This window comes from Nonlabens sp. (assembly GCF_018401815.1).
In the GTDB taxonomy this organism is placed as follows: Bacteria; Bacteroidota; Bacteroidia; order Flavobacteriales; family Flavobacteriaceae; genus Nonlabens.
This window is the reverse complement of the sequence record NZ_JAGYKG010000001.1, coordinates 114,239-138,304: the sequence shown is the minus strand read 5'-3', so window position 1 is coordinate 138,304 and position 24,066 is coordinate 114,239. Positions and strand designations below refer to the sequence as shown.

The 24,066-nt window shown below is 37.0% G+C and carries 21 protein-coding genes; 20 read left to right on the top strand and 1 reads right to left on the bottom strand.

Annotated elements, in window-relative coordinates:
* The first annotated feature begins 202 nt into the window (after nt 1–202).
* The 7 genes from KG732_RS00660 (at nt 203) to KG732_RS00630 (ending at nt 7,168) form a co-directional block, all read left to right on the top strand.
* Nucleotides 203–1,801 carry an amidase family protein gene (locus tag KG732_RS00660; RefSeq protein WP_213520229.1) on the top strand — a complete coding sequence of 533 codons (1,599 nt, stop codon included), beginning with the start codon at nt 203–205 and terminating at the stop codon, nt 1,799–1,801.
* A gap of 117 nt (nt 1,802–1,918) precedes the next feature.
* Nucleotides 1,919–2,248: a hypothetical protein gene (locus KG732_RS00655; RefSeq protein WP_213520227.1), complete on the top strand. Its 330-nt coding sequence runs from the start codon at nt 1,919–1,921 to the stop codon at nt 2,246–2,248.
* Between the two features lie 4 nt (nt 2,249–2,252).
* Nucleotides 2,253–2,864 carry a DUF1684 domain-containing protein gene (locus KG732_RS00650; RefSeq protein ID WP_213520225.1) on the top strand — a complete coding sequence of 204 codons (612 nt, stop codon included), beginning with the start codon at nt 2,253–2,255 and terminating at the stop codon, nt 2,862–2,864.
* A gap of 393 nt (nt 2,865–3,257) precedes the next feature.
* Entirely contained in the window at nt 3,258–4,568 is a 1,311-nt protein-coding gene (rimO, locus tag KG732_RS00645; protein WP_213520223.1) for a 30S ribosomal protein S12 methylthiotransferase RimO, read from the top strand.
* 505 nt (nt 4,569–5,073) lie between these two features.
* The gene (locus tag KG732_RS00640) at nt 5,074–5,448 is read left to right on the top strand and encodes an endonuclease domain-containing protein (RefSeq protein ID WP_213520221.1); all 375 of its coding nucleotides are present in this window, start codon (nt 5,074–5,076) and stop codon (nt 5,446–5,448) included.
* 485 nt (nt 5,449–5,933) lie between these two features.
* Nucleotides 5,934–6,308, top strand: coding sequence for an endonuclease domain-containing protein (locus KG732_RS00635; RefSeq protein WP_213520221.1), 375 nt, complete (start codon nt 5,934–5,936; stop codon nt 6,306–6,308).
* A gap of 485 nt (nt 6,309–6,793) precedes the next feature.
* Nucleotides 6,794–7,168 (top strand): endonuclease domain-containing protein, encoded by a 375-nt coding sequence (locus KG732_RS00630; RefSeq protein WP_213520221.1) that lies wholly within the window; start codon nt 6,794–6,796, stop codon nt 7,166–7,168.
* 361 nt (nt 7,169–7,529) lie between these two features.
* Here the strand turns inward: KG732_RS00630 and KG732_RS00625 are convergent, their stop codons facing one another.
* The gene (locus tag KG732_RS00625; protein WP_213520219.1) at nt 7,530–9,422 is read right to left on the bottom strand and encodes an ABC-F family ATP-binding cassette domain-containing protein; all 1,893 of its coding nucleotides are present in this window, start codon (nt 9,420–9,422) and stop codon (nt 7,530–7,532) included.
* A gap of 201 nt (nt 9,423–9,623) precedes the next feature.
* On the opposite strand from KG732_RS00625, the gene cysQ reads away from it, so the two are divergent.
* The 13 genes from cysQ to KG732_RS00560 all read left to right on the top strand — a co-directional run bounded on the left by cysQ (nt 9,624) and on the right by KG732_RS00560 (nt 23,950).
* Nucleotides 9,624–10,424 carry a 3'(2'),5'-bisphosphate nucleotidase CysQ gene (cysQ, locus tag KG732_RS00620; RefSeq protein ID WP_213520217.1) on the top strand — a complete coding sequence of 267 codons (801 nt, stop codon included), beginning with the start codon at nt 9,624–9,626 and terminating at the stop codon, nt 10,422–10,424.
* A gap of 952 nt (nt 10,425–11,376) precedes the next feature.
* On the top strand, nt 11,377–12,171 hold the full coding sequence (locus KG732_RS00615) for a polysaccharide biosynthesis/export family protein (RefSeq protein WP_213520215.1): 795 nt from the start codon (nt 11,377–11,379) through the stop codon (nt 12,169–12,171).
* A 1-nt stretch (nt 12,172) separates the two neighbouring features.
* On the top strand, nt 12,173–14,635 hold the full coding sequence (locus tag KG732_RS00610; protein ID WP_213520213.1) for a polysaccharide biosynthesis tyrosine autokinase: 2,463 nt from the start codon (nt 12,173–12,175) through the stop codon (nt 14,633–14,635).
* Nucleotides 14,636–14,677: 42 nt separating this feature from the next.
* Nucleotides 14,678–15,535, top strand: a complete 858-nt coding sequence (locus KG732_RS00605; protein ID WP_213520211.1) for an ABC transporter permease — start codon at nt 14,678–14,680, stop codon at nt 15,533–15,535.
* Nucleotides 15,535–16,362 (top strand): polysaccharide pyruvyl transferase family protein, encoded by an 828-nt coding sequence (locus KG732_RS00600; protein ID WP_213520209.1) that lies wholly within the window; start codon nt 15,535–15,537, stop codon nt 16,360–16,362. The genes KG732_RS00605 and KG732_RS00600 overlap by 1 nt, the downstream gene beginning before the upstream one ends.
* Nucleotides 16,359–17,651 carry an ABC transporter ATP-binding protein gene (locus tag KG732_RS00595; protein WP_213520207.1) on the top strand — a complete coding sequence of 431 codons (1,293 nt, stop codon included), beginning with the start codon at nt 16,359–16,361 and terminating at the stop codon, nt 17,649–17,651. The genes KG732_RS00600 and KG732_RS00595 overlap by 4 nt, the downstream gene beginning before the upstream one ends.
* Nucleotides 17,636–18,379, top strand: coding sequence for an FkbM family methyltransferase (locus tag KG732_RS00590; RefSeq protein WP_213520205.1), 744 nt, complete (start codon nt 17,636–17,638; stop codon nt 18,377–18,379). The genes KG732_RS00595 and KG732_RS00590 overlap by 16 nt, the downstream gene beginning before the upstream one ends.
* Nucleotide 18,380: 1 nt before the next feature.
* Entirely contained in the window at nt 18,381–19,295 is a 915-nt protein-coding gene (locus KG732_RS00585; protein WP_213520203.1) for a glycosyltransferase family 2 protein, read from the top strand.
* Nucleotides 19,292–20,203, top strand: a complete 912-nt coding sequence (locus KG732_RS00580) for a methyltransferase domain-containing protein (RefSeq protein ID WP_213520201.1) — start codon at nt 19,292–19,294, stop codon at nt 20,201–20,203. The genes KG732_RS00585 and KG732_RS00580 overlap by 4 nt, the downstream gene beginning before the upstream one ends.
* 4 nt (nt 20,204–20,207) lie before the next feature.
* Nucleotides 20,208–21,497, top strand: coding sequence for a glycosyltransferase (locus KG732_RS00575; protein ID WP_213520199.1), 1,290 nt, complete (start codon nt 20,208–20,210; stop codon nt 21,495–21,497).
* A 2-nt stretch (nt 21,498–21,499) separates the two neighbouring features.
* On the top strand, nt 21,500–22,279 hold the full coding sequence (locus KG732_RS00570) for a glycosyltransferase family 2 protein (protein WP_213520197.1): 780 nt from the start codon (nt 21,500–21,502) through the stop codon (nt 22,277–22,279).
* Entirely contained in the window at nt 22,272–23,099 is an 828-nt protein-coding gene (locus KG732_RS00565) for a glycosyltransferase (RefSeq protein WP_213520195.1), read from the top strand. The genes KG732_RS00570 and KG732_RS00565 overlap by 8 nt, the downstream gene beginning before the upstream one ends.
* The gene (locus KG732_RS00560; protein ID WP_213520193.1) at nt 23,096–23,950 is read left to right on the top strand and encodes a glycosyltransferase family 2 protein; all 855 of its coding nucleotides are present in this window, start codon (nt 23,096–23,098) and stop codon (nt 23,948–23,950) included. The genes KG732_RS00565 and KG732_RS00560 overlap by 4 nt, the downstream gene beginning before the upstream one ends.
* Nucleotides 23,951–24,066: the final 116 nt, after the last annotated feature.

Genomic DNA, 24,066 nt, shown 5'->3' with positions numbered 1-24,066 from the left:
CATTATAAGAAGTTTTTCAGTTGCCGTATAGAAAAGAAGCCCTTACTGGAGTTTATTTTGTTTTTCTAGCTTTAAGAAATGATTTGGAGCCTTTATTCCAGCAGTGCAAGGGTCTTTTGTGTTTTTCTTTCCGCAGTATATAAAATGCTTTTAAATAGTTTATTTTAAGCCTAAGAGTTTTATTTTTAGGCAAACTTATTTCATGAAAAAATTGCTACTTTTCTTGCCGTTGCTATTTTTAGCTTGCAAGTCTTCAGATACGTCAGTACAACTTGCAACTACTGATATTAGAGAATTCAAAGTATTGGATTCTAACTATTTAGATAAGGATCAGATTTTTGGTGATTTGTTAGATGAAGTGGTAAGCTTTCGCGAAAGCGATAAGCTTAAAGGCCTTATTCTTGAAAAGAGTATTCCGGAAATTAAAGAAGCCATTGCTAGTGGGCAATTTTCCTACCGAGACCTGACTCTTTTCTACTTGAAAAGAATTTATACCTACGACAGAGAGAATCCCAAATCTTTGAACGCTGTGATTGCGATCAATCCCAATGCCTTAAAACAAGCTGATGCTGCCGATCAAGATTTGGCCTATGCCAAGAAAAATGGGGAGGAACTCGCTTATTATTCTATCAAAGGAATGCCTATTTTATTAAAAGATAATATAAATACTAAAGACATGCCTACCACTTCTGGTGCGGCCGTATTGATCAACAACACCACTGCTCAAAATGCTCAAATCGTCAATAAACTAAGACAAGAAGGAGCGGTTATTTTAGGAAAAACCAACTTAAGTGAATGGGCTTATTTCTTTTGTGGCGATTGTCCGAGTGGTTACAGCGCAGTAGGTGGACAGACCTTAAATCCTTATGGAAGAAGAACTATAGATACCGGCGGTTCCAGCAGTGGAAGTGGTGTTAGTGTCGCAGCAAATTTTGCTGTAGCTGCTATTGGATCAGAGACTTCTGGTTCTATTCTATCTCCGTCTTCTCAAAATAGTGTGGTAGGTTATAAACCTACTACTGGAACTTTTAGCGGTGTTGGAATTGTGCCTATTTCCAGTTATTTAGATACCGCCGGACCCATGACCAAAAACGTAATGGACAATGCCATTCTAGCACAAGCATTAGGTGCGCCTTATGAAGTGATCGACGAATATGGTTCTAATAATTTTGAAACCGCTAGTTTAAAAGGAGTTCGCTTTGCCGTATGGACTTCTTTTAAAGAAAATCCATTATATGCAAAAGCCTTACTGGATTTAGAAGAATCTGGAGCCGTACTTATTGAAGTAGACAATACCAGACCACAATTAAACGGATTCTTAAAACTGCTCAATGCAGATATGAAAAAGGACTTGCCTGCTTATTTTGAAAGCCAAGCAAATGCTACATATCGCGGTTGGGACGTTGCTAAAGTCATGGAATGGAACAGAAAGGATTCTTTAAAAGCCATGCCTTATGGGCAGCGTCTTTTCCAAGGAATTATGGACGAGCCTGCTGTTTCTGATGCTGATTTTTGGAGATTTAAAGAGGCGATGACGGCAACTGCTCAAGAGTACTTTTATAATTTGATAAAGGAGCATGATCTCCATGGTTTTGTTTCTATCAATAACTATACAGCTGGTGTAGCTGCAGCGGCTTTCTTTCCTGCGATGACCGTTCCTATGGGTTATACTGCCAAAGGACAACCCTATGGCCTTACGTTTATCGCGCCTAAGGAAAAAGACCTCTTGCTTTTTAATTGGGCCGCTGCTTATGAGAAGAGGACCAAACACAGAGTGTTGCCAAAAAATTATAACAATTAATCAGGCTTTTTAAAGAGGCTTTTTTTCAGATGCAGATAGAGGTATACATCTCTTTAGGATTTTTGGAAAGTATCAGGTGGTAATGCGACTGAGTTAAAAATAGTTAAGAAAAAAGAATTGGAACAAGAACGACCCCCATTATTCAACGATCGAAGCCTTCAAATAACCACTAAGATCGTGGTCATTTATGCTGCTTTTTACATGTGTACCGTAGTTTTTCAGTTGCTCACCAACCCATTAGCAGATAATCCGATGGCACCTAAAAATGCCTATGACCCGTTGTATGTTATGGCCGTGGTACACTTGCTAGTATTTGTAGTTACAGGTGCTAGTGTGGTGTATAAAAAATACATTTGGTCCATTACCACAGTTGCAGTTGCTGTTGTTGCAATGGCTAGATTTTATTACAATGACATCGCTCTATGGATATGGAGTCTTACTTCTTAATAGGATGAAAAACATCGTTATTTTATTAGTACTCGCTTTTAGCCTTAGCTTAGGTGCTCAGGATCAGGAGCAAGAATCTATAGACTACCGAAAGAAGCTTTCTTTAGAATACCAATCTGGAGAGAATAAGGTTTTAACAGAAAGGGAAAAGAAGAATTTTGGCTATTTAAACTTCTACGATTTTGATCCAGAATTTGTAGTGGAAGCCAGATTTGAACCACTACCTAATACAGAAGAATTACCGTTAGAAACTTCCACCACGCGCATTGCCTCTTTCGTAAAATACGGTTATTTGCATGTTACCTTAAAGGGTAAGAAATGCAAATTACTTGTTTTATCGAGTCCTAGTTTAAAAGATGATCCAGAATATTACAATTACCTATCAGTATTTTTTACAGATGAGACCAATGGAGCAGGGTCTTATAAATTAGGTCGCTATATGGAATTGAGAGCACCGCTAGAGGAGAGCTTAACCCTTAACTTTAATAACACCTACAATCCCTATTGTGCTTATAGCGAAAGATTTTCTTGTCCTATTCCTCCAGCAGAAAATCATTTACCTCTAAAAGTTACTGCTGGTGTTCAAGAGGGTTTTAGGAGTTTTAGGAAGTTTTAGGAACCAACATACCAAGTATTTTTCTTGGCATGTTTGATTAAGTGTCGAGATTTGGAAATCTTGGATCATCAATCTAGTAAGTAAAAGTTAACGCTGTCTAGCTGGGTTTTAGGAGTTTTAGGAAGTTGTAGAATTACAATTAGTCATCTCGCCTATTTAGATCTTTTTGCGACCGGTTATTTTATTATCTGTAAAACTTTAGGTATCGTTTTAAAGCCATCTAGCAGCTATGATTTTAGGGTGCTCTTGTTTTTAAAACTGCCGACAAGGCTTTTGGAGAAGTCCACTTTCGCCTGGAGCTGTTTCCCGATCAACTTACATTTTCTCAAGAAAATAGAAAGCCTGTTAAAATCAGCAATAAACCACGCCTAAGTCGTAAATTTGTAGCCGCTTATGAGAACAAAAACAAGAAAAAAGAACAGGATCAACGTAATTACTTTAGGTTGTTCTAAGAATGTGTATGATAGTGAAGTGCTGATGGGCCAATTGAAGGCCAGCGGTAAAGATGTGGTACATGAAGAAGAGGGAAATATTGTAGTGATCAATACCTGTGGTTTTATTGATAATGCCAAGGAAGAGTCTGTGAACACCATTCTTGATTTTGTAGAACGTAAGCAAAGAGGCGAGGTGGATCAGGTATTTGTATCCGGTTGTCTATCGGAGCGTTACAAGCCAGATCTTCAAAAAGAAATTCCAGATGTGGATCAGTATTTTGGAACCACAGAATTGCCATCACTTCTTAAAGCATTAGGTGCCGATTACAAGCACGAGCTGATAGGGGAACGAGTAACGACCACACCAAAAAATTACGCCTATTTTAAAATAGCTGAAGGTTGTGACCGACCATGTTCGTTTTGTGCAATCCCATTAATGCGTGGTGGCCACAAAAGCACCCCAATTGAAAACCTGATTATCGAGGCTGAAAAGCTTGCGGCAAAAGGGGTAAAAGAATTGATTTTAATTGCACAAGACCTGACGTATTACGGTCTTGATTTGTATAAAGAGCGACGACTAGCCGAATTGCTGCGCGAGCTGGCAAAAGTAGAGGGAATCGAATGGATACGCATGCATTATGCGTTCCCAACTGGTTTTCCGCTGGATGTTTTAGACGTCATGAAAAGCGAACCTAAGGTGTGCAATTACCTGGATATACCGCTACAACATATTTCTACGCCTGTATTAAAATCCATGCGTCGTGGAACTACTTTTGAAAAAACCAATGCACTTCTAGATAAATTCAGAACGCTAGTTCCAGAAATGGCCATACGTACCACATTGATTGTAGGCTATCCTGGTGAGACAGAAGAAGATTTTGAAATCTTAAAGCAATGGGTAACTGACCAGCGTTTTGAACGTATGGGATGTTTTACTTATTCGCATGAAGAAAATACGCATGCTTATAAGCTAGAAGATGATGTTCCAGCTGAGGTAAAGCAGGAACGCGCTAACGAGATCATGGAAATTCAATCTCAAATCTCTTGGGAGCTCAATCAGCAAAAGATAGGAAAGGAATTCAGAGTGATGATCGATCGCAAACGCGGGAATCATTTTGTAGGCCGCACCGAATTTGACAGCCCAGATGTAGATAACGAGGTCCTTATAGATGCAGACAAACACTATATATCGGTAGGTTCATTTGTGAATGTTATCATCACAGAAGCAGAGGATTTTGATTTATTTGCAGTGCCTGTTGAGGAGAAGTAGGTTTTAGTTTTCAGTCTCAGTTCTCAGTCTCAGTTTTCAGTGTGCATTCCTCTCGCTTCTTTGGTCGCTCGTCGGATGCAAGATTTATAAGGGGGAAGCTTTTAATTTGATGCAACTACTAGATAGTTAGACGTACAAATGCTTTTTTAATTGCCGGACTATTTCCGCTAGATGCAGCATCTGATCCTGCCTTTCTAAAAGTATATAAATCGCACTACACCAGCCTTTCCCTTCAGCGGAAGGGAAAACAGGTTCGCAGTCTCGGCTTTGCCGAGATCTAGAACCAAAAGGGTGGGACGCGATGTTGGAATTGCGAGCACAGCTAGATATATAGAAAACTTCCAGCACCTTAAAACCCCTTATTTCATTCGTACACGAATGAAACCTGCATTCCTCTCGCTTCTTTGGTCGCTTGTCGGAAGTAAGATTTATAAGGGGGAAGCTTTTAATTTGATGCAACTACTAGGTTGTTAGATGTTTAAATGCTTTTTATTATCTTCCTTACTTGAATAAAAAACGAATCCATACCAAAAAGTCTTTAGAATACTACCGAAGAAAACTGCGTAACAATAGCACTCCGGCAGAAAAGTATTTGTGGTCTCACCTCAAATCAAAACAATTGGACGGTTTGCGTTTTCAAAGACAGCATTCTATTCGTAATTATATTGTGGATTTTTATTGTGCATCTATAGGTTTAATTATTGAGCTAGATGGAGAAATTCACAATCATCCGGAAGCAAGAGATCAAGATGAGCGACGAGATCAAGATTTAGAGGAACTGGGTTTTACGATTCTTAGGTTCGAGAATAAAATGGTCTTTGAGAATCTGGAGCATATTTTTGAATGGATACGAGATACAGTGAAGAAGAAAAGCCCTTGAGATAGATTCTAGCACCGCGAAACCCCTTATTTCATTCGTACACGAATGAAATGTTCCCCTTATCTTATAAGGGGAAAGCTTTTAATTTTGGGAACATACAGGCTCGATAGACGTACAAATGCTTTTTTAATTGCTTGACCATTGCCATAAAAAGCAGCATCTGATCCTGCCTTTCTAAAAGTATATAAATCGCACTACACCAGCCTTTCCCTTCAGCGGAAGGGAAAACAGGTTCGCAGTCTCGGCTTTGCCGAGATCTAGAACCAAAAGGGTGGGACGCGATGTTGGAATTGCGAGCACAGCTAGATATATAGAAAACTTCCAGCACCTTAAAACCCCTTATTTCATTCGTACACGAATGAAACCTGCATTCCTCTCGCTTCTTTGGTCGCTTGTCGGAAGTAAGATTTATAAGGGGGAAGCTTTTAATTTGATGCAACTACTAGGTTGTTAGATGTTTAAATGCTTTTTATTATCTTCCTTACTTGAATAAAAAACGAATCCATACCAAAAAGTCTTTAGAATACTACCGAAGAAAACTGCGTAACAATAGCACTCCGGCAGAAAAGTATTTGTGGTCTCACCTCAAATCAAAACAATTGGACGGTTTGCGTTTTCAAAGACAGCATTCTATTCGTAATTATATTGTGGATTTTTATTGTGCATCTATAGGTTTAATTATTGAGCTAGATGGAGAAATTCACAATCATCCGGAAGCAAGAGATCAAGATGAGCGACGAGATCAAGATTTAGAGGAACTGGGTTTTACGATTCTTAGGTTCGAGAATAAAATGGTCTTTGAGAATCTGGAGCATATTTTTGAATGGATACGAGATACAGTGAAGAAGAAAAGCCCTTGAGATAGATTCTAGCACCGCGAAACCCCTTATTTCATTCGTACACGAATGAAATGTTCCCCTTATCTTATAAGGGGAAAGCTTTTAATTTTGGGAACATACAGGCTCGATAGACGTACAAATGCTTTTTTAATTGCTTGACCATTGCCATAAAAAGCAGCATCTGATCCTGCCTTTCTAAAAGTATATAAATCGCACTACACCAGCCTTTCCCTTCAGCGGAAGGGAAAACAGGTTCGCAGTCTCGGCTTTGCCGAGATCTAGAACCAAAAGGGTGGGACGCGATGTTGGAATTGCGAGCACAGCTAGATATATAGAAAACTTCCAGCACCTTAAAACCCCTTATTTCATTCGTACACGAATGAAACCTGCATTCCTCTCGCTTCTTTGGTCGCTTGTCGGAAGTAAGATTTATAAGGGGGAAGCTTTTAATTTGATGCAACTACTAGGTTGTTAGATGTTTAAATGCTTTTTATTATCTTCCTTACTTGAATAAAAAACGAATCCATACCAAAAAGTCTTTAGAATACTACCGAAGAAAACTGCGTAACAATAGCACTCCGGCAGAAAAGTATTTGTGGTCTCACCTCAAATCAAAACAATTGGACGGTTTGCGTTTTCAAAGACAGCATTCTATTCGTAATTATATTGTGGATTTTTATTGTGCATCTATAGGTTTAATTATTGAGCTAGATGGAGAAATTCACAATCATCCGGAAGCAAGAGATCAAGATGAGCGACGAGATCAAGATTTAGAGGAACTGGGTTTTACGATTCTTAGGTTCGAGAATAAAATGGTCTTTGAGAATCTGGAGCATATTTTTGAATGGATACGAGATACAGTGAAGAAGAAAAGCCCTTGAGATAGATTCTAGCACCGCGAAACCCCTTATTTCATTCGTACACGAATGAAATGTTCCCCTTATCTTATAAGGGGAAAGCTTTTAATTTTGGGAACATACAGGCTCGATAGACGTACAAATGCTTTTTTAATTGCTTGACCATTGCCATAAAAAGCAGCATCTGATCCTGCCTTTCTAAAAGTATATAAATCGCACTACACCAGCCTTTCCCTTCAGCGGAAGGGAAAACAGGTTCGCAGTCTCGGCTTTGCCGAGATCTAGAACCAAAAGGGTTGGACGCGATGTTTATGGTATTCAAAAAAGCCATTCCCAACCAGAAATTTTCAATTCATGGTCAATGCCTGTCCACTATAACTCTAAACTAATCAGCAGCAATCTGCTCACTCAGTTCCAGCCATTCCATTTCAGCTTCTTCTTGTTGTGATTTTATTTTTTCTAACTGAATAGCGTTTTCAGTCATTTGATCAGGATGTATCTCGGGGTCTAAAAAGCTATCTTGAAGCTTTTTCTTTTGCTCTTCCAGTTGCTTGATTTTGTTTTCCATTCTAGAAAGCATTTTTTGTTGTTCTCTTGTAGGTCCTGAAGTAGGATCAGCTTTTGGCGCTGCGATGGCTTTTGGAGCTACTGCTAAAGCCGCTGCCGCTTCTTCGGTGTCTTTGTCTAAAGCCAGGTCTGTGTTTCCTACATAAGCTCTAAAGTCACTATAGTTCCCAGGGAAGTCAGTAATGTTCCCCGACTGATTAAAGACAAATAAATGATCGACGATCTTGTCCATAAAATAACGGTCGTGACTCACTACAATAATACAACCAGGGAAATCCATTAAGAAATTTTCCAGGACGTTCAAGGTAGGAATATCCAAGTCGTTTGTAGGTTCATCCAGTATTAAGAAGTTGGGATTTTGAATCAGAACCGTACACAAGTACAACCTCTTTTTCTCACCACCACTCAGCTTCTCTACAAAGTCGTGTTTCTTCTTGTTGTCAAAAAGAAAACGTTCCAATAGTTGGCTGGCACTGATGATTTTTCCTTTGTTCAAGGGGATGTATTCACCGTATTGTTTGACTACATCGATGACTTTTTGCCCAGGTTTTGTTTCCATCCCGTTTTGCGTGTAGTAACCGATTTTTACAGTTTCTCCTATCACCACTTTTCCGGCATCTGCTTCTAAGGCACCGGTAATCATGTTTAAAAAAGTAGATTTTCCAGTTCCATTTTTACCGATAATCCCAAGACGCTCTCCACGTAGAAAGTTATAAGAAAAGTCTTTAATCAAATGGTTTTCGCCAAAGGATTTACTGATCTTATGCAATTCTACCACCTTAGTTCCTAGGCGTTCCATATTGATCTCTAGTTCTACTTGATGATCTTTACGTCTATTGCTAGCGGCTTCTTTAATTTGGTAAAAATCTTCTATTCGAGACTTGGATTTGGTACGTCTTGCTTTGGGCTGGCGACGCATCCAGGTCAGCTCCTTTTTAAAGAGTTGTTGCGCTTTTTCTTGATTGGTCTGTTCTACTTCCAGGCGTTCCTGTTTTTTCTCTACATAGTAAGAATAATTCCCTTTATAGGTATACAGTTGTCCTTGGTCCAGTTCTATAATTTCATTACACACTCGATCTAAGAAATAACGGTCGTGAGTCACCATAAGAATGGTATAATCTTCTTGTTTAAAATAGGCTTCTAACCACTCAATCATTTCCAGGTCCAGGTGGTTGGTAGGCTCATCCATGATCAACAACTGCGGGTCGGACAGCAATGCCATGGCCATAGCGATACGCTTCTTCTGTCCACCACTGAGGTTACCTACCTTTTGGGTCAGGTCATCCAGTCGCAGTTTGGAGAGGATCTGTCGGTATTTAGTTTCAAAATCCCATGCATTTGCCGCATCCATCGCGTCTAGTGCCTTTTGCATCATGTCGGCATCGTCGGGGTTGGCCATGGAGTGCTCATAATCGGCGATGATTTTCATGGTAGGTACATCACTATCTAGAATCACTTCTTCTATCGTCATGTTGGGATTCAGATCAGGTTCTTGAGATAAGAAGGCCATTCTTAAACCTGTTCTATAGGATACATTTCCACTATCCGGCTCTTCGGCACGGGTGATGATGTTGAGCAAGGACGATTTTCCATACCCGTTTTTTGCTACAAAACCTATCTTCTGTCCTTGATTGATTCCAATGGAAAGGTCTTTAAAAAGCACTTTATCTGCAAAGGCTCTGGTAACGTTTTCTACGGTGATGTAATTCATGGCAATCGGTCTTAATTAAGAAATGCAATATTACGTCAGTATCACAAGCTATTTCAACTTTTTATGGGTTCTTTTACTGGTAATGGTTTCGCTTTCGCGAAAGCGAGAACAAGATCATCCCAGACCCGATAGAAAACGATCAGGTGTTGATCGCTCTCGGATAAATCTTTGGTATTTTTACGACTATAACTTTTTTTAACTATGGTACATCAAGATCTCTTATATCACTGTATACAAGCGGCAATTGCGGCTGGAGAAGCTATTTTAGAAGTCTACCATCAAGACCACATAGAGTCGGAAACAAAGGCTGACGAGTCTCCACTTACTCAAGCTGATCTGGCTTCTAACGCTATTTTAATGGAGCAACTGGAGTTGACCGGGATACCTATTATCAGCGAGGAAATTAAAAATGTAGCCTATACAGCCCGCAAAAACTGGGAAGAATGCTGGATCATTGACCCGCTGGACGGCACTAAAGAATTCCTCAATAGAAATGGAGAGTTTACCGTAAACATTGCCTTACTAGTGGAAGGTAAGTTGCAAATGGGGATTATTTACGTTCCAGTTACAGGTGGGTTGTATTTTACCAATAGTACCATGACGGCAGCTTATAGATACGATTACAAAGATGAATTGCCTGAAATTGAAGAACTGCTGGAAAAATCAGTGCCCTTGCTACCCCATAAAAGTGAGGAATTGCTCAAAATTGTGGGGAGTAAGTCCCATATGAATGAGGCCACACTGGCCTTTATTGAAAACTTGAAAAAAGAAAGCCATCGAGAAGTAGTTATTGAAACTATAGGCAGCTCCTTAAAGTTTTGCTTGGTTGCCTCAGGAGTTTGCGAGGTTTACCCTCGTTTTGGTCCTACCATGGAGTGGGACATAGCCGCAGGGCAAGCGCTATGTGAAGCAGTAGGATTGCAGGTCTTGAATGCAGAAACAAACCTGCCTTTACAATACAATAAAGAAGATTTGTACCATCCATTTTTTATAGTGAGGTAATAAGGGGATCTAAAAAACTGACCTACAGTCAAAAACAGTATCTAGCACATCAATGCGACTTCTTTTCTTGTTGCATATGTTTTTTTAGAGAAGCTATTGAAGTTATCACCAAGCCTTCCAGAGCAGTCATTACAGAGGCTCTTATGAAAAGGGCGCTATTTTTTTTCGAATATTTTTGTTCCGAGTAATTTTGGAATAGAGGCAACATTTAGCGTGCCTTGAAGAATAGTTGCTCCTACATTTTCAAAGGCGTCAAAAACAGCTCACTTCCTTACTAATTTATTTGTTATTGGTGGTTTTGTTGACATGGCTTTTTTGGCTATGTAAATCGGCGATTGCAAAAGCTTTGAAAATTTAACTCAACACCAATAGAAGCTGAACCGAGACTATAGATGGAAGTAATTTGCTAACTGAATGGAAGTGTGGTAAGAGTTGAGGTGACGTACTTTCAATAAATTTTAGGCAACTTGGTAGAAGTAGCAAAAATAATGATCGAATAAGGACTGGTTGTTTGGATTGCATTAGTATCTCTATTACAAGCTCAAAGAGGATGAGTTAATAGGATCATGAATTAGATCGATCCATTGATTTTAGTAAGTTAAAATTTGAACAAATACTTCCTAAATGGATTTAATCGGATAAATCAAGACGAATAACTATTTAAATCGATAAATAACATTTAATAAAGGCGTTTTATAAAGTGTAATAAGTCAATAAGGAGTTAAAATTTATATTAATATACTGATATACAGTTGTTAATACGTGTATTTGGACTTGACGGGTAATTGATTAGGTTGTAATTATTAGGTATTATTAATATGTCTAAAGAGAAAAGAATTAACGAAATTAAATTAATTGGTAACGATTAAATGTAAATTAATTCAGTTAAAATTTTTTTAATCAGCAATAATTCTATATTTGCAACTTGTTTTATCTTCTATTTTTTCTATACATGAGAAACCTGTTAGGTCTATATGTGATTTTTATGGTATTGATCGCTAGTTCTTGTGTACCTACTCGTAAAATCACTTATTTACAGGAATCCAAAACGACCTTAAATGATTCTTTAATCAGCATCAGAAGGATGTCACCCCCGTATAGGTTGCAAATCAATGACGTTCTTTCTATTCAAATAAAAGCACCTTTGGATCCCGACTTGGTCAAGATGTTCAATATAGTAGGTGAAGGCAGCATTGGACAAAATGGAAGCTTATACCTTACTGGATATTCTCTAGACCAACACGGAGACATACGCATCCCCCAATTGGGTAAAATAAAAGCCTTGGGAATGACGGTAGAAGAACTGCGTGAGCTGATAGAAAAAAGATTGATTAACGAGTATTTTAAGGAAAATGCCAATCTTTTTGTAACTGTAAAATTGGATGGACTGCGGTATACTATGGTGGGAGAAGTAGGGGGTACTGGACAGAAAATCATCTATAGAGACCAGGTGAGTATTATAGAAGCCATTGCAGATGGTGGTGGGGTACCCATTACCGGAGATTTAACTGCGGTTAAAATAGTGCGGCACTACCCAGATGGGGTACGTACGCATGAATTGGATTTGACGACTATAGATGTGGTATACTCGCCTTATTATTACATACAACCCAATGACATGATAGTCGTGAGTCCTTTGCCTCAAAAAGCTGTGGGAACCGGAACTACTGGATTGGCTTCTTTCACCACAATCATTTCGGTATTTACCACCTTAGTCACCACATTGTTATTATTTACACGGCTATAGAATGGAGGAAGTAGAAAAAGATATCAATTCCTTGGCTGGAATATTTGACATCGAGCAATTTTTGTTAAAACTGCTTAAGTTGTGGTGGTTGTTCTTTTTGTGTATAGGAATAGCCTGCAGCTATGCCTATTATAAGAATCAATTCATACAGACGGTTTACAGTGCCAGTTCTTTAATCAGTATCAAGGATAATTCCAATCCTTTATTTACGAGCAATACCAGTCTGACTTTTAATTGGGGAGGTACCACCGATAAGGTAACAACGGCTATTGTGCAATTCAAGTCCCGCACGCATGCTGAGCAGGTGGTGGACGAGTTGCAGTTTTACATCAATTACATCAAAGAAGGAGATTATTATCACACCGATGCCTACAAACAAACCCCCTTTTTTATGTATGCAGACTCCAATAAAGCCCAGCTTTATGGCAAGAACATACGGATCAAAGTCAAGGATCAAGAGCGCTTTGAACTTTCGACTGAGTTCCCAAGCCCTCAGGCTTCTGGCTATCATTATGGACAAAAAGCCAACCAAAGCATAACGGTGCCTCAAGGCACTTGGAAACAGGAATTTCAATTTGGTGATTCCATACAGTTGCCTTTTTTAAATGCCATGATAGAAAAGCGCGGGTCAACTATTGCTACAGGAGGAGAGTGGTTAATTAATTTTGGAAATTACTGGGGTACAGTCCATAACTATAAAAGCATTGCGATTAACCCATCCCCTGAAGGCTCTTCTATATTGCTTTTAAGTTTAAGTGGCGGGAATAAACAACGATTGATTGATTACATCAATACCAGTTCTGTGATTCTAGAGCGAGGCGAGTTGGAGCGCAAAAACAAGTTTGCTGTTAGTACGATCAGGTACATCGATAGTTCGTTGGTTTTACAAGAAAAAGCCCTAAAAAAATCAGAGCAAGACCTAGAAAAATTTAAAGATAAATCCTTGTTAGTGGACGCCTTAACGCAAAACACTGATTTCAACAAGCGTTTGACCGATTTTGAAATACAAGAGCGCAGCATTCAAAATAAAATCAATTATTACAATAACTTAAAGGCTTATCTTAAAAATAAAACGGACTATACCGTTATCCAAGCGCCATCTGTGGTAGGAATTGAAGAAGGAAGTATTTCTAGTGCTGTCGCGCGATTGATCAACTTATCAGAAGAACGCAAAAAAAGGGAATTTGCTATGCGTGCCGACGCCCCTGTATTTAGGGAAATTGATAGGGATATCAATGCGATTAAGGAAGTGATTTATGAAAACATTAAAAGCTCTAACTCTTTATTGAAAAAGGAATTGGGCATGTTGTATACTCAAATAAACCAAGTGGAGGGCCAAATAAAAAAATTGCCTAAAGAGCAACAGGAGTTCTTAAGGATACAGCGGCAATTTGACCTGGATAAAAACGCTTATAATGTGTACATGTCTAGAAAAGCAGAAGCAGAGCTTGTGAAGGCTGCCAATGTATCTGATGTATACGTGATTGATGAAGCCAAGGATACAGGAGGTGGAGGTACACGCCGGGATTCCAATATCAATTATTTGATAGCTTTGCTGATTGGTTTGGCAGTTCCTATTTCTTTTGCCTTTGTGCTGACCATTTTAGACAATTTTATCCATTCCCCCAAGGACATAGAAAAATTATCTCCCATACCCACTATAGGTGTAGTGGGTAAGGCACGTCATCCTAACAACCTAGTGGTAAAAGACAAGCCCAAATCTACCATAGCCGAATCCTTTAGAGGCATACGTTCCAGCTTGCATTTTATTTACAATCAAGAGTCACTTAATGGCTCGCGTACCATTATGTTGACCAGCAGTGTGAGTGGAGAAGGAAAGACCTTTACCAGCATCAACTTGGCGACGGTATTTGCTTTAAGTGGCAAACGCACCTTACTTATCGGTCTGGACTTAAGGAAGCCCAAAATATTTGATGATTTTGGAGTAGATAACGATCTGGGTGTCTCTAATTATTTAGTGAAGGATTGCCGTTTAAGGGATATCGTACGTACAACGGGTATCGAACATTTGGATATTGTCCTTTCTGGGCCAGTGCCTCCCAACCCTAGTGAATTGATCATGTCGAGACGTGCGGGAGAAATGATTGAGCAGTTTCAACTGGACTACGATTACATCATTCTGGACACCCCTCCTTTGGGTTTGGTAGCAGATGCTTTGGAGATCGCTAAATATGTCGATGCGACTTTGTATGTGGTACGTCAGGGGTATACCAAAAAAGGAATGCTGGATGTGGTGAATGAAAAATACCAACGCGGGGAAATCAAAAATTTGAGTTTTGTATTCAATTACTTTAAAGATCGGGGAGCTTACGGCTACGGCTACGGGTATGGCTCTGGTTACGGTTATGGTGCTTATGGCAATGGGTACCATGAAGATGAGAAGAGAGCTGGAATTCTTCATAGAATTAAGGAAATTATAAAAGGTTTTAGTAGGTCCAATTAGAAAATCAACTTTGCTTTAATGAAAGCGCATTCAAAAAAAATCATGAACAAAACAGAAGATTGGCTTTATGAAATCAAACCTAAAGGGAAGTTGATAGACTTGAACCTTAAGGAAATATGGGAGTATAGAGATTTATTAATCCTTTTTATTAAAAGAGATATAGTTACTGTTTATAAACAGACCATTTTAGGACCACTATGGTTTCTTATACAGCCACTTTTTACTAGTGTGGTTTTTACACTGGTCTTCAACGAAGTTGCAGGTATAGACAATGGTGCCATTCCTAATTTTTTATTCAACCTGACAGGCCTAACTCTATGGTCGTATTTTAAAGAATCATTAAATGCCACCAGTAATGCTTTCAAAGCAAATGCCGGACTTTTTGGGAAGGTGTATTTTCCACGATTTATTGCTCCAGCGTCTAAAGTGCTCTCTGAACTTTTTAAATATGGAATACAGGTACTGATATTGATTATTTTTTATATCTATTATGCCTATAATGGTATGGAAGTAAGGCCTTCTTATTACTTGCCTTTATTGTTTGTTCTTATCCTCAATGTAATTTTAATAGGTATGGGATTGGGAATGATTTTTTCGGCATTAACGACCAAGTATCGTGATTTATCTATTTTGATCAATTTTGGTTTGGGTCTTGTGATGTATTTGAGTGCCGTAATGTATTCTCTAGAAGCAGCAAAAGATAAATTAAAAGACTACTTCTGGTTAGTAGAGTGGAATCCATTAGCACATATTATTGAAAGTTACCGCACGTTATGGTTCAATAATCTAGAGATTCACTGGACAGGAATTACCTTAGGATTTATATTGGGAATGATACTCTTTTTTATAGGTCTGGTTGTTTTTAATAACACCGAAAAAACCTTTATAGATACCGTATAATGGGAAAATTCATAAGATTATATTGGTGGAGTGAAATTTATATTCAAAAACTAGATAAGGAAAACTATGGAGATTTTTTAGGAAAATATCTCGTAGAAAAAATATCAGAAACACCTGTAAAATGGTATCGAGCAAACAAATTTTATTTTAAAAATTTTTGGAAGCCTTTGTATGTCAGTATAGGTAGTATATTGGAACATATTGGCACACATTGCACCGTTTGGGGCAGTGGGATTATTTCGACGGATTCTCAACTAGCTGCTGCCACCTTCCTGGCAGTAAGAGGTCCGCTTTCGCGAAAGCGCCTCCTAGATCTAGGTTATAACTGCCCAGCCATCTATGGGGATCCAGCCTTGTTGTTACCACTCTACTATTGTCCCGATGTAGAGAAAAAATTTAAATTGGGAATTGTGCCTCATATATGCGATTATGAGCTCGTAAAAAATTACTACACAGAACACGAAGACGTAAAAGTAATTAATTTTAGAACTAATGATATAGAACAAACTACTAATGATATATTAGCCTGCGAACATATTTTAACCTCCTCTTTACACGGTCTTATCGTATCACACGCTTATCAAATCCCCGCGGTACAAGTTCGTTTTTCAAATAATATTCAAGGAGATGGCGTAAAGTATCACGACTATTTGATGTCTGTAGATTTAAATGCCTATACCGCTAGCGATATGGAACGATCACAAGATATAGAAGCATCTATAGCTATGATTAAAAATCATGTAGACGCGTTGCCTAGGGCTACAAAAATCAAACAAGTACAACAAGACTTACTGGCTGTTTGCCCTTTTAAAACTGAGTGTTTATGAGTGATGATATCATATTAAAGGTAGAGCACCTCTCAAAGCAATACCGTTTAGGAGTGGTAGGTACGGGTACCGTAGCACATGATTTGAATCGTACCTGGCATCGATTAAGAGGTAAAGAAGACCCTTATTTGCAAATAGGAGCTGTAAATGACCGCAGTGCTGCGGCCAGCTCCGATTATGTATGGGCATTACAAGATATTAACTTTGAAGTACAACGTGGCGAGATACTGGGTATTATAGGTAAAAATGGTGCTGGTAAATCTACCTTATTAAAAATACTCTCTAGGGTAACCAGTCCTACGACAGGAAGTATCAAGACCAAAGGTCGTATTGCTAGCTTGCTAGAAGTAGGTACAGGAATGCACCCAGAACTTACGGGTAGAGAAAACATCTATCTCAACGGTGCGATTCTAGGAATGAATAAGGCAGAGATCTCTAGTAAGATCGATGAAATCGTAGAGTTCTCAGGTTGTCAAATGTATATAGACACCCCAGTAAAACGCTATTCCAGTGGGATGCGTGTACGTCTAGGCTTTGCCGTTGCTGCTTTTTTAGAACCAGACATTCTCGTGGTAGATGAGGTGCTTGCCGTAGGTGATGCCGAGTTCCAAAAAAAGGCGATCGGGAAAATGCAAGATATTTCTAATACTAGTGGTCGCACGGTGCTATTTGTGAGTCATAATATGGCTGCTGTTAAAAATCTTTGTACACGTTGTGTAGTGTTAAAAAATGGTAGCACCCAATTTGATGGTAAAACAGAAGAAGCAATTTCATTTTATTTATCAAATACGAATTTTGAATTGGTTAAAGATCTGGAAGCGATATCCGATAGAAGTGGAACAGGAGAAGCTATCTTTTCAAGATTTTATATTGAAGACAGATTTGGAAATAAGTTAGAATACACTCTCAATGGAGATTCTGTATTTTTCTGTTTTGAGATTTTAATTAATAAAATTGATTCCTATGATTGTTATTTAGATTTAGGTTTTTCGATATATAATGAACAAGACGAATTATTAAGCGTAATTTATTCTTCATATCAACAAAAAATAATCAATACCGATAAAAAGGATAGCATTATTGTTAAATGTCAAATCGATAGTTTACCGCTAAACTCTGGTGACTATATAATTAAGGGTAGGTTACTTAATAATAATGTAGAATCGGACTGGCCTAAAGTGCCTATAGGTAGTTTAAACGTAATAAAAGGAGATTTTTACGGAACGGGTAATTTAGGGTTTGATGGCTCTTCTAAATTTTTATTGAAAGGATCATGGCATACAAAATAATTAAAAAATTAATTCAGTTCCTGGTTCCTGGAAAGGTCAAATTATTTATCGCACAAGAAAAGATTAACGATTTTCAACGCAAATATGAAATGACCTCATTATCCTTCTCTCAAGAAGGAGAAGACTTGATATTAGAAAGGTTTTTAGAAAAAAAGGAAAAAGGTTTTTATGTTGATATTGGAGCTCATGATCCTAAACGTTTTTCTAATACGGCACTCTTTTATGCAAAAGGCTGGAATGGTTTAAACGTAGACCCATTACCGGGTGTTATGGATAAATTTAAAATTCTACGCCCTAATGATATCAATTTAGAAATAGGAGTTTCCCTAGTTGAACAAGAACTTGACTATTTTATGTTTAATGAACCTGCCTTAAACACTTTTTCTAAAGAGGAAGCTCAAATAAAAGAAGGCCAAGGTGTTTATAAAATTATACAGGAAAGAAAGATAAAAACCTATCCCTTGAATGCTATTCTAGATACGTGTATCAAGCCTGGGACACAAATAGATTTTATGACGATTGATGTAGAAGGACTTGATTTAGATGTTTTAAAATCAAATGATTGGGAGCGGTTTAGGCCTAGACTTCTTTTAGTAGAGAATTTGAAAAAACAATCGATAGAGCGTTTTATAGATGACAGTGAGATGTTCAAATTCCTTAAAGGTCAAGACTATTCTTTTATTGCAAAAACCTTGAATACATTATTCTTTAAAGATAATATCTCTTAAAATGAATCTAGCACCCATCGTTTTATTCGTCTACAACAGGCCAGAGCACACTAGAAAGACACTAGAGGCATTGAAAATCAATGACCTAGCGAGTGAATCTATTTTATATATCTATGCTGATGGTGCCAAGGAAAATGCTAGTGAAATAGAATTAGACGCTATAACTAGGACCAGAAAAGTCATAAAAGAACAAGAGTGGTGTGGTAAAGTGCATATTATAGAGTCAAAAGTTAATAAAGGCCTTGCAGCTTCAATAACTGAAGGTGTAACAGAAATTGTTGAAAAATACAGATGGGTAATTGTTCTTGAAGATGATATTGTGACTTCAACTGGATTTTTAGTTTATATGAATGATGCTTTGAAATATTACGAAATGGAAGATAAAGTCATGCATATTTCAGGTTATTTTCCACCGATTAAAAAAATAAGCCAAAAATTCTTCTTTTACAATCAAACTTCTTGTTGGGGGTGGGCAACTTGGTCAAGTTCTTGGGTACATTACGACTCAAACGCCACTAAATTGTATAATCAGATAATTACAAAAAATAGAACCAAAGAGTTTAATTTGGATAATTCTTACCCATTCTTAGAACATTTAGAAAATAATATATCTGGATTATGGAATACTTGGGCCGTGAAATGGCATGCCTCGGTTTTTCTATTAAATGGATTATGTCTGCACCCAAATCAAAGTTATACAGAAAATATTGGTTTTGATGGCTCAGGAGTTCATTGCTTTAAAATAGAATCTAAAAGCGATTTAGATAAGAATTTAAATAAATCTTATTTTGAACCGGTACAGAAGTTGGTACAAAGTAAAAGTATATTAAAAAAGGTTATAAAATTCAATAAAAAGCAAAACAAAGAAATAACTTTTGCCAAAGTCATAAAACGGTTCAAAAAAATAATATCATGAAATTAAATTCAACCAGTTCATTCGATGAAAATACATCAAAGTTGTTGAACACATATTCAGTAGCTGATTTAACTCTACGCTATCAAAAAGAACTTAAAATTGACGTAAGTAATTATTATAAGGATTTAGATCAAATCAATTTGTTTGAATGTCTCAACACAAAATATCAATTTTTTTCACCAAGTACAATTGTTGGAGATGGCCTATTTTATGAAGAATTAGAAAGATTTGATTGGTATTATATGCCTTGGAAATGGGAGCATGAATTTATTAAAAAAACTTTAAAACCCGGAGATAGAATTTTAGAAGTAGGAAGTGGAGGTCTAGGTTTTGTAAGACATTTGGCAAATGAAGGTTTCGATATCAGTGGTTTAGAGTTAAATCAGAAAAGAGTTTTAAAAGCTAAAGAGCAAGGTTTAAATGTCATATCAGAAACGGTACAAGAATTCTCTTTTAGAAACTCTGAAAGCTTTGATATGTGCTGTTCTTTTCAGGTTCTAGAACATATCGCTGATGTGAATTCTTTTATTGAAGCTCAAGTGTCAATTTTAAAGAAAGGTGGTCGATTAGTAATTTGCGTTCCAAATAACGATTCTTTTATTAAATATTCTGAAGGAGGTATACTAAACTTTCCTCCACATCATATGGGTAGATGGAATTCTAAATCTTTAAAAATTCTTGAAAATATTTTTCCAATCAAATTATTACAGATCGTAAATGAACCATTACAAGATTATCATGTTGCTTGGTTTTCAAAAATAACTTTTGAACGTTTAATGAAAAACTATAATATCATTAGACGAATTAATCGGTTAATCCCACTATTGAAATTTGTAAAAATTTATTCCAAACGGAACAGAAAAAATATTAAAGGTCATTCTATCCTTGCTATATTCGAAAAACCATAATCAATTGAAAGTATTACTGATAAATACCTACGATAATGGTGGCGCTGCAAATGCTTGCATAAGATTGCACCAAGGTCTACTCAATCAAGGAGTCGATTCTAAATTATTACTGCTACACAAAACTAAAGAAATTGAAAATTCCTATTTATTTATAAATAAAACGTCACTAAATCATTTGTCAAGCAGCTATTATTTTAAACGAATACAACAAAAAATAGCAAAAAAGTGGAACTTAACTTTCTTAATGCCTAAGTCATGTAAAAAAGAACTGTTTTTTAAAAATAGAGCAGCAGGACTTGAGTTGTTTAGTTTTCCAGAATCAAATTATGACATCACCAGCTTCTCATTGTATCAAGAGGCAGATGTGATCAACTTGCATTGGGTGGCAGGTTTTCTAGATTATAAGTCTTTTTTTAAAAAGAATAAAAAACCAGTCATTTGGACTTTGCATGATATGAACCCTTTTACAGGAGGCGAACATTATGTAGAAATGATCCATGGAATAGATGATCAAGGAAAGCCTATTAAAAGAAATGTTTTAAATATTGAAAAATCATGTGCTAAAGAAAACTTGGATGATAAAATCAATTCATTGGCACCATTCAAATCTTTGAGTATAGTAGCTCCCTCTAAATGGTTACAAAGTGAAGCCGGTAAAAGTGAGCTTTTTAAAACAAGAAAAGTAAACTTGATACCCTATGGGCTAGATGTCAACACCTATACATATCGTGATAAATCTTTTGCAAGAGAATTATATCGCATACCACTGCATAAGAAAGTCATATTATTTGTAGCAGATTCTATTTCCAACAGTAGAAAGGGATATGTATATTTAAAAAGAGCACTAGAAAAGCTTGATAGAGCAGATATTATTTTATGTTCCATAGGTAAAGACAAACCAGTATTAGAAAGCCACATAGAAATAAGGCATTTGGGTTCTATTTCAGACGAAAGGATTATTAGTTTAGTTTATTCTTTAGCAGACGTTTTTGTAATTCCATCCTTAATGGATAACTTACCCAATACCGTACTGGAATCATTGTTATGTGGTACACCAGTAATAGGTTTTCCCGTAGGTGGTATTCCAGAAATGATTGAACATGGTGAAAACGGATTGATAACCAAAGAGGTAAGTGTAGATTCTTTAAAGGAAGCCATTGAATATTATTTACTAAATGGAGTTACTTGCTCTAAAGAACAGATTAGAACTTTAGCCGTTGAGAAATATGATCAGAGCGTTCAAGCAAAGGCTTATATAACGTTGTTTCAAGAAATACACTCCAAGAATAATTAATTATGCTCATCTCCATCATCACTATCAACTACAACGACGTCGCTGGCCTTAAACGCACAATCAAAAGTGTACAAGAACAAACGCTGACCAACTATGAGCATATCCTAATAGATGGTGGTAGTACGGATGGCAGTGCAGCTTTGACAGAGCAACATCAAGATAACTTTTCTTACTGGGTCAGTGAACCGGATGACGGGATATATCATGCTATGAATAAAGGGATTGCAGTGGCTCGTGGAGATTACCTGCTTTTTTTGAATAGTGGGGATCATTTTAAAAATAAAAGCAGTTTATCAACCTTAGTAGGAGGAATAGATGAGAAGCAACAAGTTGAATTAGTTTATGGTAATATAGAGGTGGTGGCTGACCATACTTGGATAAAGAAATACCCAGTTCATCTCACATTGGATTATTTAATTAAAGATAGTTTACCACATCCAGCTACTCTAATTAGAAAAGCCTGCTTTAATAATCAGTTATATGATACTTCTTTAAGTATTGTCTCTGATTGGAAATTTTTTCTACTAGGTGTAGGTCAACAATCATTTAATTTCACACACGTGGATCATACCATTAGTGTTTTTTATTATGATGGTCTTAGTAGTATGCAGCAGGATAAGATTGCACAAGAACGCCAAAAAATGATAGCACGTTATTTCCCAGAGAAACTTCCCTTGCATAGGTCTTATTATCCCAGCGCATTTTCAAGGAAGATTACAAACAAAAAAAAACAAGTGTTATTACTGTGTAACCGCTTATTTAAAAAAGTGACGAATGGTTGATGTGTCTGTAATTGTACCCTGTTATAATCAAGGTGAATACCTTGATGATTCTTTGCAATCTGTTTTTAATCAAGGTTTTGAAAATTGGGAGTGTATCATTATAGACGATGGTAGTACAGATAATTCTGCTGTAATTGCATCACAATGGGTTGCTAAAGATCACAGATTTAAACTGGTCTCTATAAATAATGCAGGAGTAAGCAATGCGCGCAATCAAGGAATTGACAACGCCCAAGGAACCTTTATTTTACCACTCGATGCAGATGATTATATAAATAGCAACTATCTCGAGCGAGCAGTTGCGATTTTTAAAAATACACCTACCTACAAAGTAGTTTATGGTAAAGCCATGCTCGTAGGGGATAAACAAGGTTTATGGGAGTTGCCTTCTTTCAATTTAAAAGCACTTGCTTTAGCAAATACTATTTATGTAAGTGCCATGTTTAAAAAAGAAGATTATCTGCGTATAGGTGGTTATGACCTAACTATGGACAAAGGTTTGGAAGATTGGGAATTTTGGATTCGTCTTTTAAAGGAAGATCCACAAGTTTTCTTTTTAAATGAGTTATGCTTTTATTATCGCATAAAAAAAACTTCTCGTAATACGCTATTAACTCCTGATAATATTCAAGCTATAAAATCCTATATCGTTAAAAAGCACTATAACTTTTATATAAATACATTAGGAACTTACCATGATATTGCACAGCGATCACACTATCAAGAAATGCAGCTACAAGCTTTCAGAAACAGTTTTATTTTTAGGGGGTTTATGATTTTTTCTAAGCTAAAAAAGAGAATAAAATCCATAATAACATGATGCTCTCCGTAATCATCATAAACTACAATACGCCAGCACAGGTAAAACAAGCCGTGAGCTCGATTTATTCGTATATAACGACCCTGACATTTGAAATTATAGTGGTAGATAACGGGTCTGTCCAAAAGCCAATAGAAGAGGGGCTACTCTCTTTTCCGAAGGTGCATGTTATAAAAAGTAAGGAGAATCTAGGTTTTGGGAGAGCAAATAACCTAGGTTTTGAGCATGCTATTGGTGATTATGTGTTCCTTTTAAATTCTGATGCTTATTTAATGGATTCTTTAAGTGTTCCAGCTATGATTAATTACTTGGAGCAACATAAAGATGTTGGTATCGTTGGGCCTAACTTTTTAAAAAAAGACGGTTCTAAAAATTATGCTTACGGGAATTTGCTCGGACTCAGAAAAATGATTCATGATATGGGTTATTGGAAAATTCCAAAATGTAAAGAAGATGATTATGCCACATTTAAGGTGTGTGATGTAACGACTCCTAAAGTAGTAGGGTATTTGGCAGCTGCTGGAATAATTATAAAACGTACCATGATTGAGAAGTACGGTTTATTTGATCCTAAATTTTTTCTATACTTTGAAGATATGGAGCTGGGATGGCGGTATAGTAATGCTGGTTTTAAAAGTGTATTATTCCCTCAGTCTGCTGTGATTCATTTGGGTGGCGGATCTTCAGGAACTAACAACCCAGAGATATTGAGGCATATTGTGATGAGTAAGAAGTATTATTTAAAAAAGACCTTAGGCGGCTTTAATTATGCCTTGATAATATTTTTAGAGGTGGTCATGCACTTTTTTAAATCAATTAAAAGTGTGTTTAAACAAGGTTCACTTAATTAGTTGCAGTTATGATTTCACCCTATAGTTTTTGTCCTGCAGCCTATTAAATATCATCGATTATCTAGAGTCTTACATTTCAAATTTATAAGATTTTATGAAGACCTAATTTATAGAAC

Excerpts from the sequence above, each read along its gene's own strand:
- KG732_RS00660 (WP_213520229.1), top strand. The coding sequence starts at position 203 with ATGAAAAAATTGCTACTTTTCTTGCCGTTGCTATTTTTAGCTTGCAAG.
- KG732_RS00650 (WP_213520225.1), top strand. The coding sequence starts at position 2,253 with ATGAAAAACATCGTTATTTTATTAGTACTCGCTTTTAGCCTTAGCTTA.
- rimO (WP_213520223.1), top strand. The coding sequence starts at position 3,258 with ATGAGAACAAAAACAAGAAAAAAGAACAGGATCAACGTAATTACTTTA.
- KG732_RS00625 (WP_213520219.1), bottom strand. The coding sequence starts at position 9,422 with ATGAATTACATCACCGTAGAAAACGTTACCAGAGCCTTTGCAGATAAA.
- cysQ (WP_213520217.1), top strand. The coding sequence starts at position 9,624 with ATGGTACATCAAGATCTCTTATATCACTGTATACAAGCGGCAATTGCG.
- KG732_RS00615 (WP_213520215.1), top strand. The coding sequence starts at position 11,377 with ATGAGAAACCTGTTAGGTCTATATGTGATTTTTATGGTATTGATCGCT.
- KG732_RS00610 (WP_213520213.1), top strand. The coding sequence starts at position 12,173 with ATGGAGGAAGTAGAAAAAGATATCAATTCCTTGGCTGGAATATTTGAC.
- KG732_RS00605 (WP_213520211.1), top strand. The coding sequence starts at position 14,678 with ATGAACAAAACAGAAGATTGGCTTTATGAAATCAAACCTAAAGGGAAG.
- KG732_RS00600 (WP_213520209.1), top strand. The coding sequence starts at position 15,535 with ATGGGAAAATTCATAAGATTATATTGGTGGAGTGAAATTTATATTCAA.
- KG732_RS00595 (WP_213520207.1), top strand. The coding sequence starts at position 16,359 with ATGAGTGATGATATCATATTAAAGGTAGAGCACCTCTCAAAGCAATAC.
- KG732_RS00590 (WP_213520205.1), top strand. The coding sequence starts at position 17,636 with ATGGCATACAAAATAATTAAAAAATTAATTCAGTTCCTGGTTCCTGGA.
- KG732_RS00585 (WP_213520203.1), top strand. The coding sequence starts at position 18,381 with ATGAATCTAGCACCCATCGTTTTATTCGTCTACAACAGGCCAGAGCAC.
- KG732_RS00580 (WP_213520201.1), top strand. The coding sequence starts at position 19,292 with ATGAAATTAAATTCAACCAGTTCATTCGATGAAAATACATCAAAGTTG.
- KG732_RS00570 (WP_213520197.1), top strand. The coding sequence starts at position 21,500 with ATGCTCATCTCCATCATCACTATCAACTACAACGACGTCGCTGGCCTT.
- KG732_RS00565 (WP_213520195.1), top strand. The coding sequence starts at position 22,272 with ATGGTTGATGTGTCTGTAATTGTACCCTGTTATAATCAAGGTGAATAC.
- KG732_RS00560 (WP_213520193.1), top strand. The coding sequence starts at position 23,096 with ATGATGCTCTCCGTAATCATCATAAACTACAATACGCCAGCACAGGTA.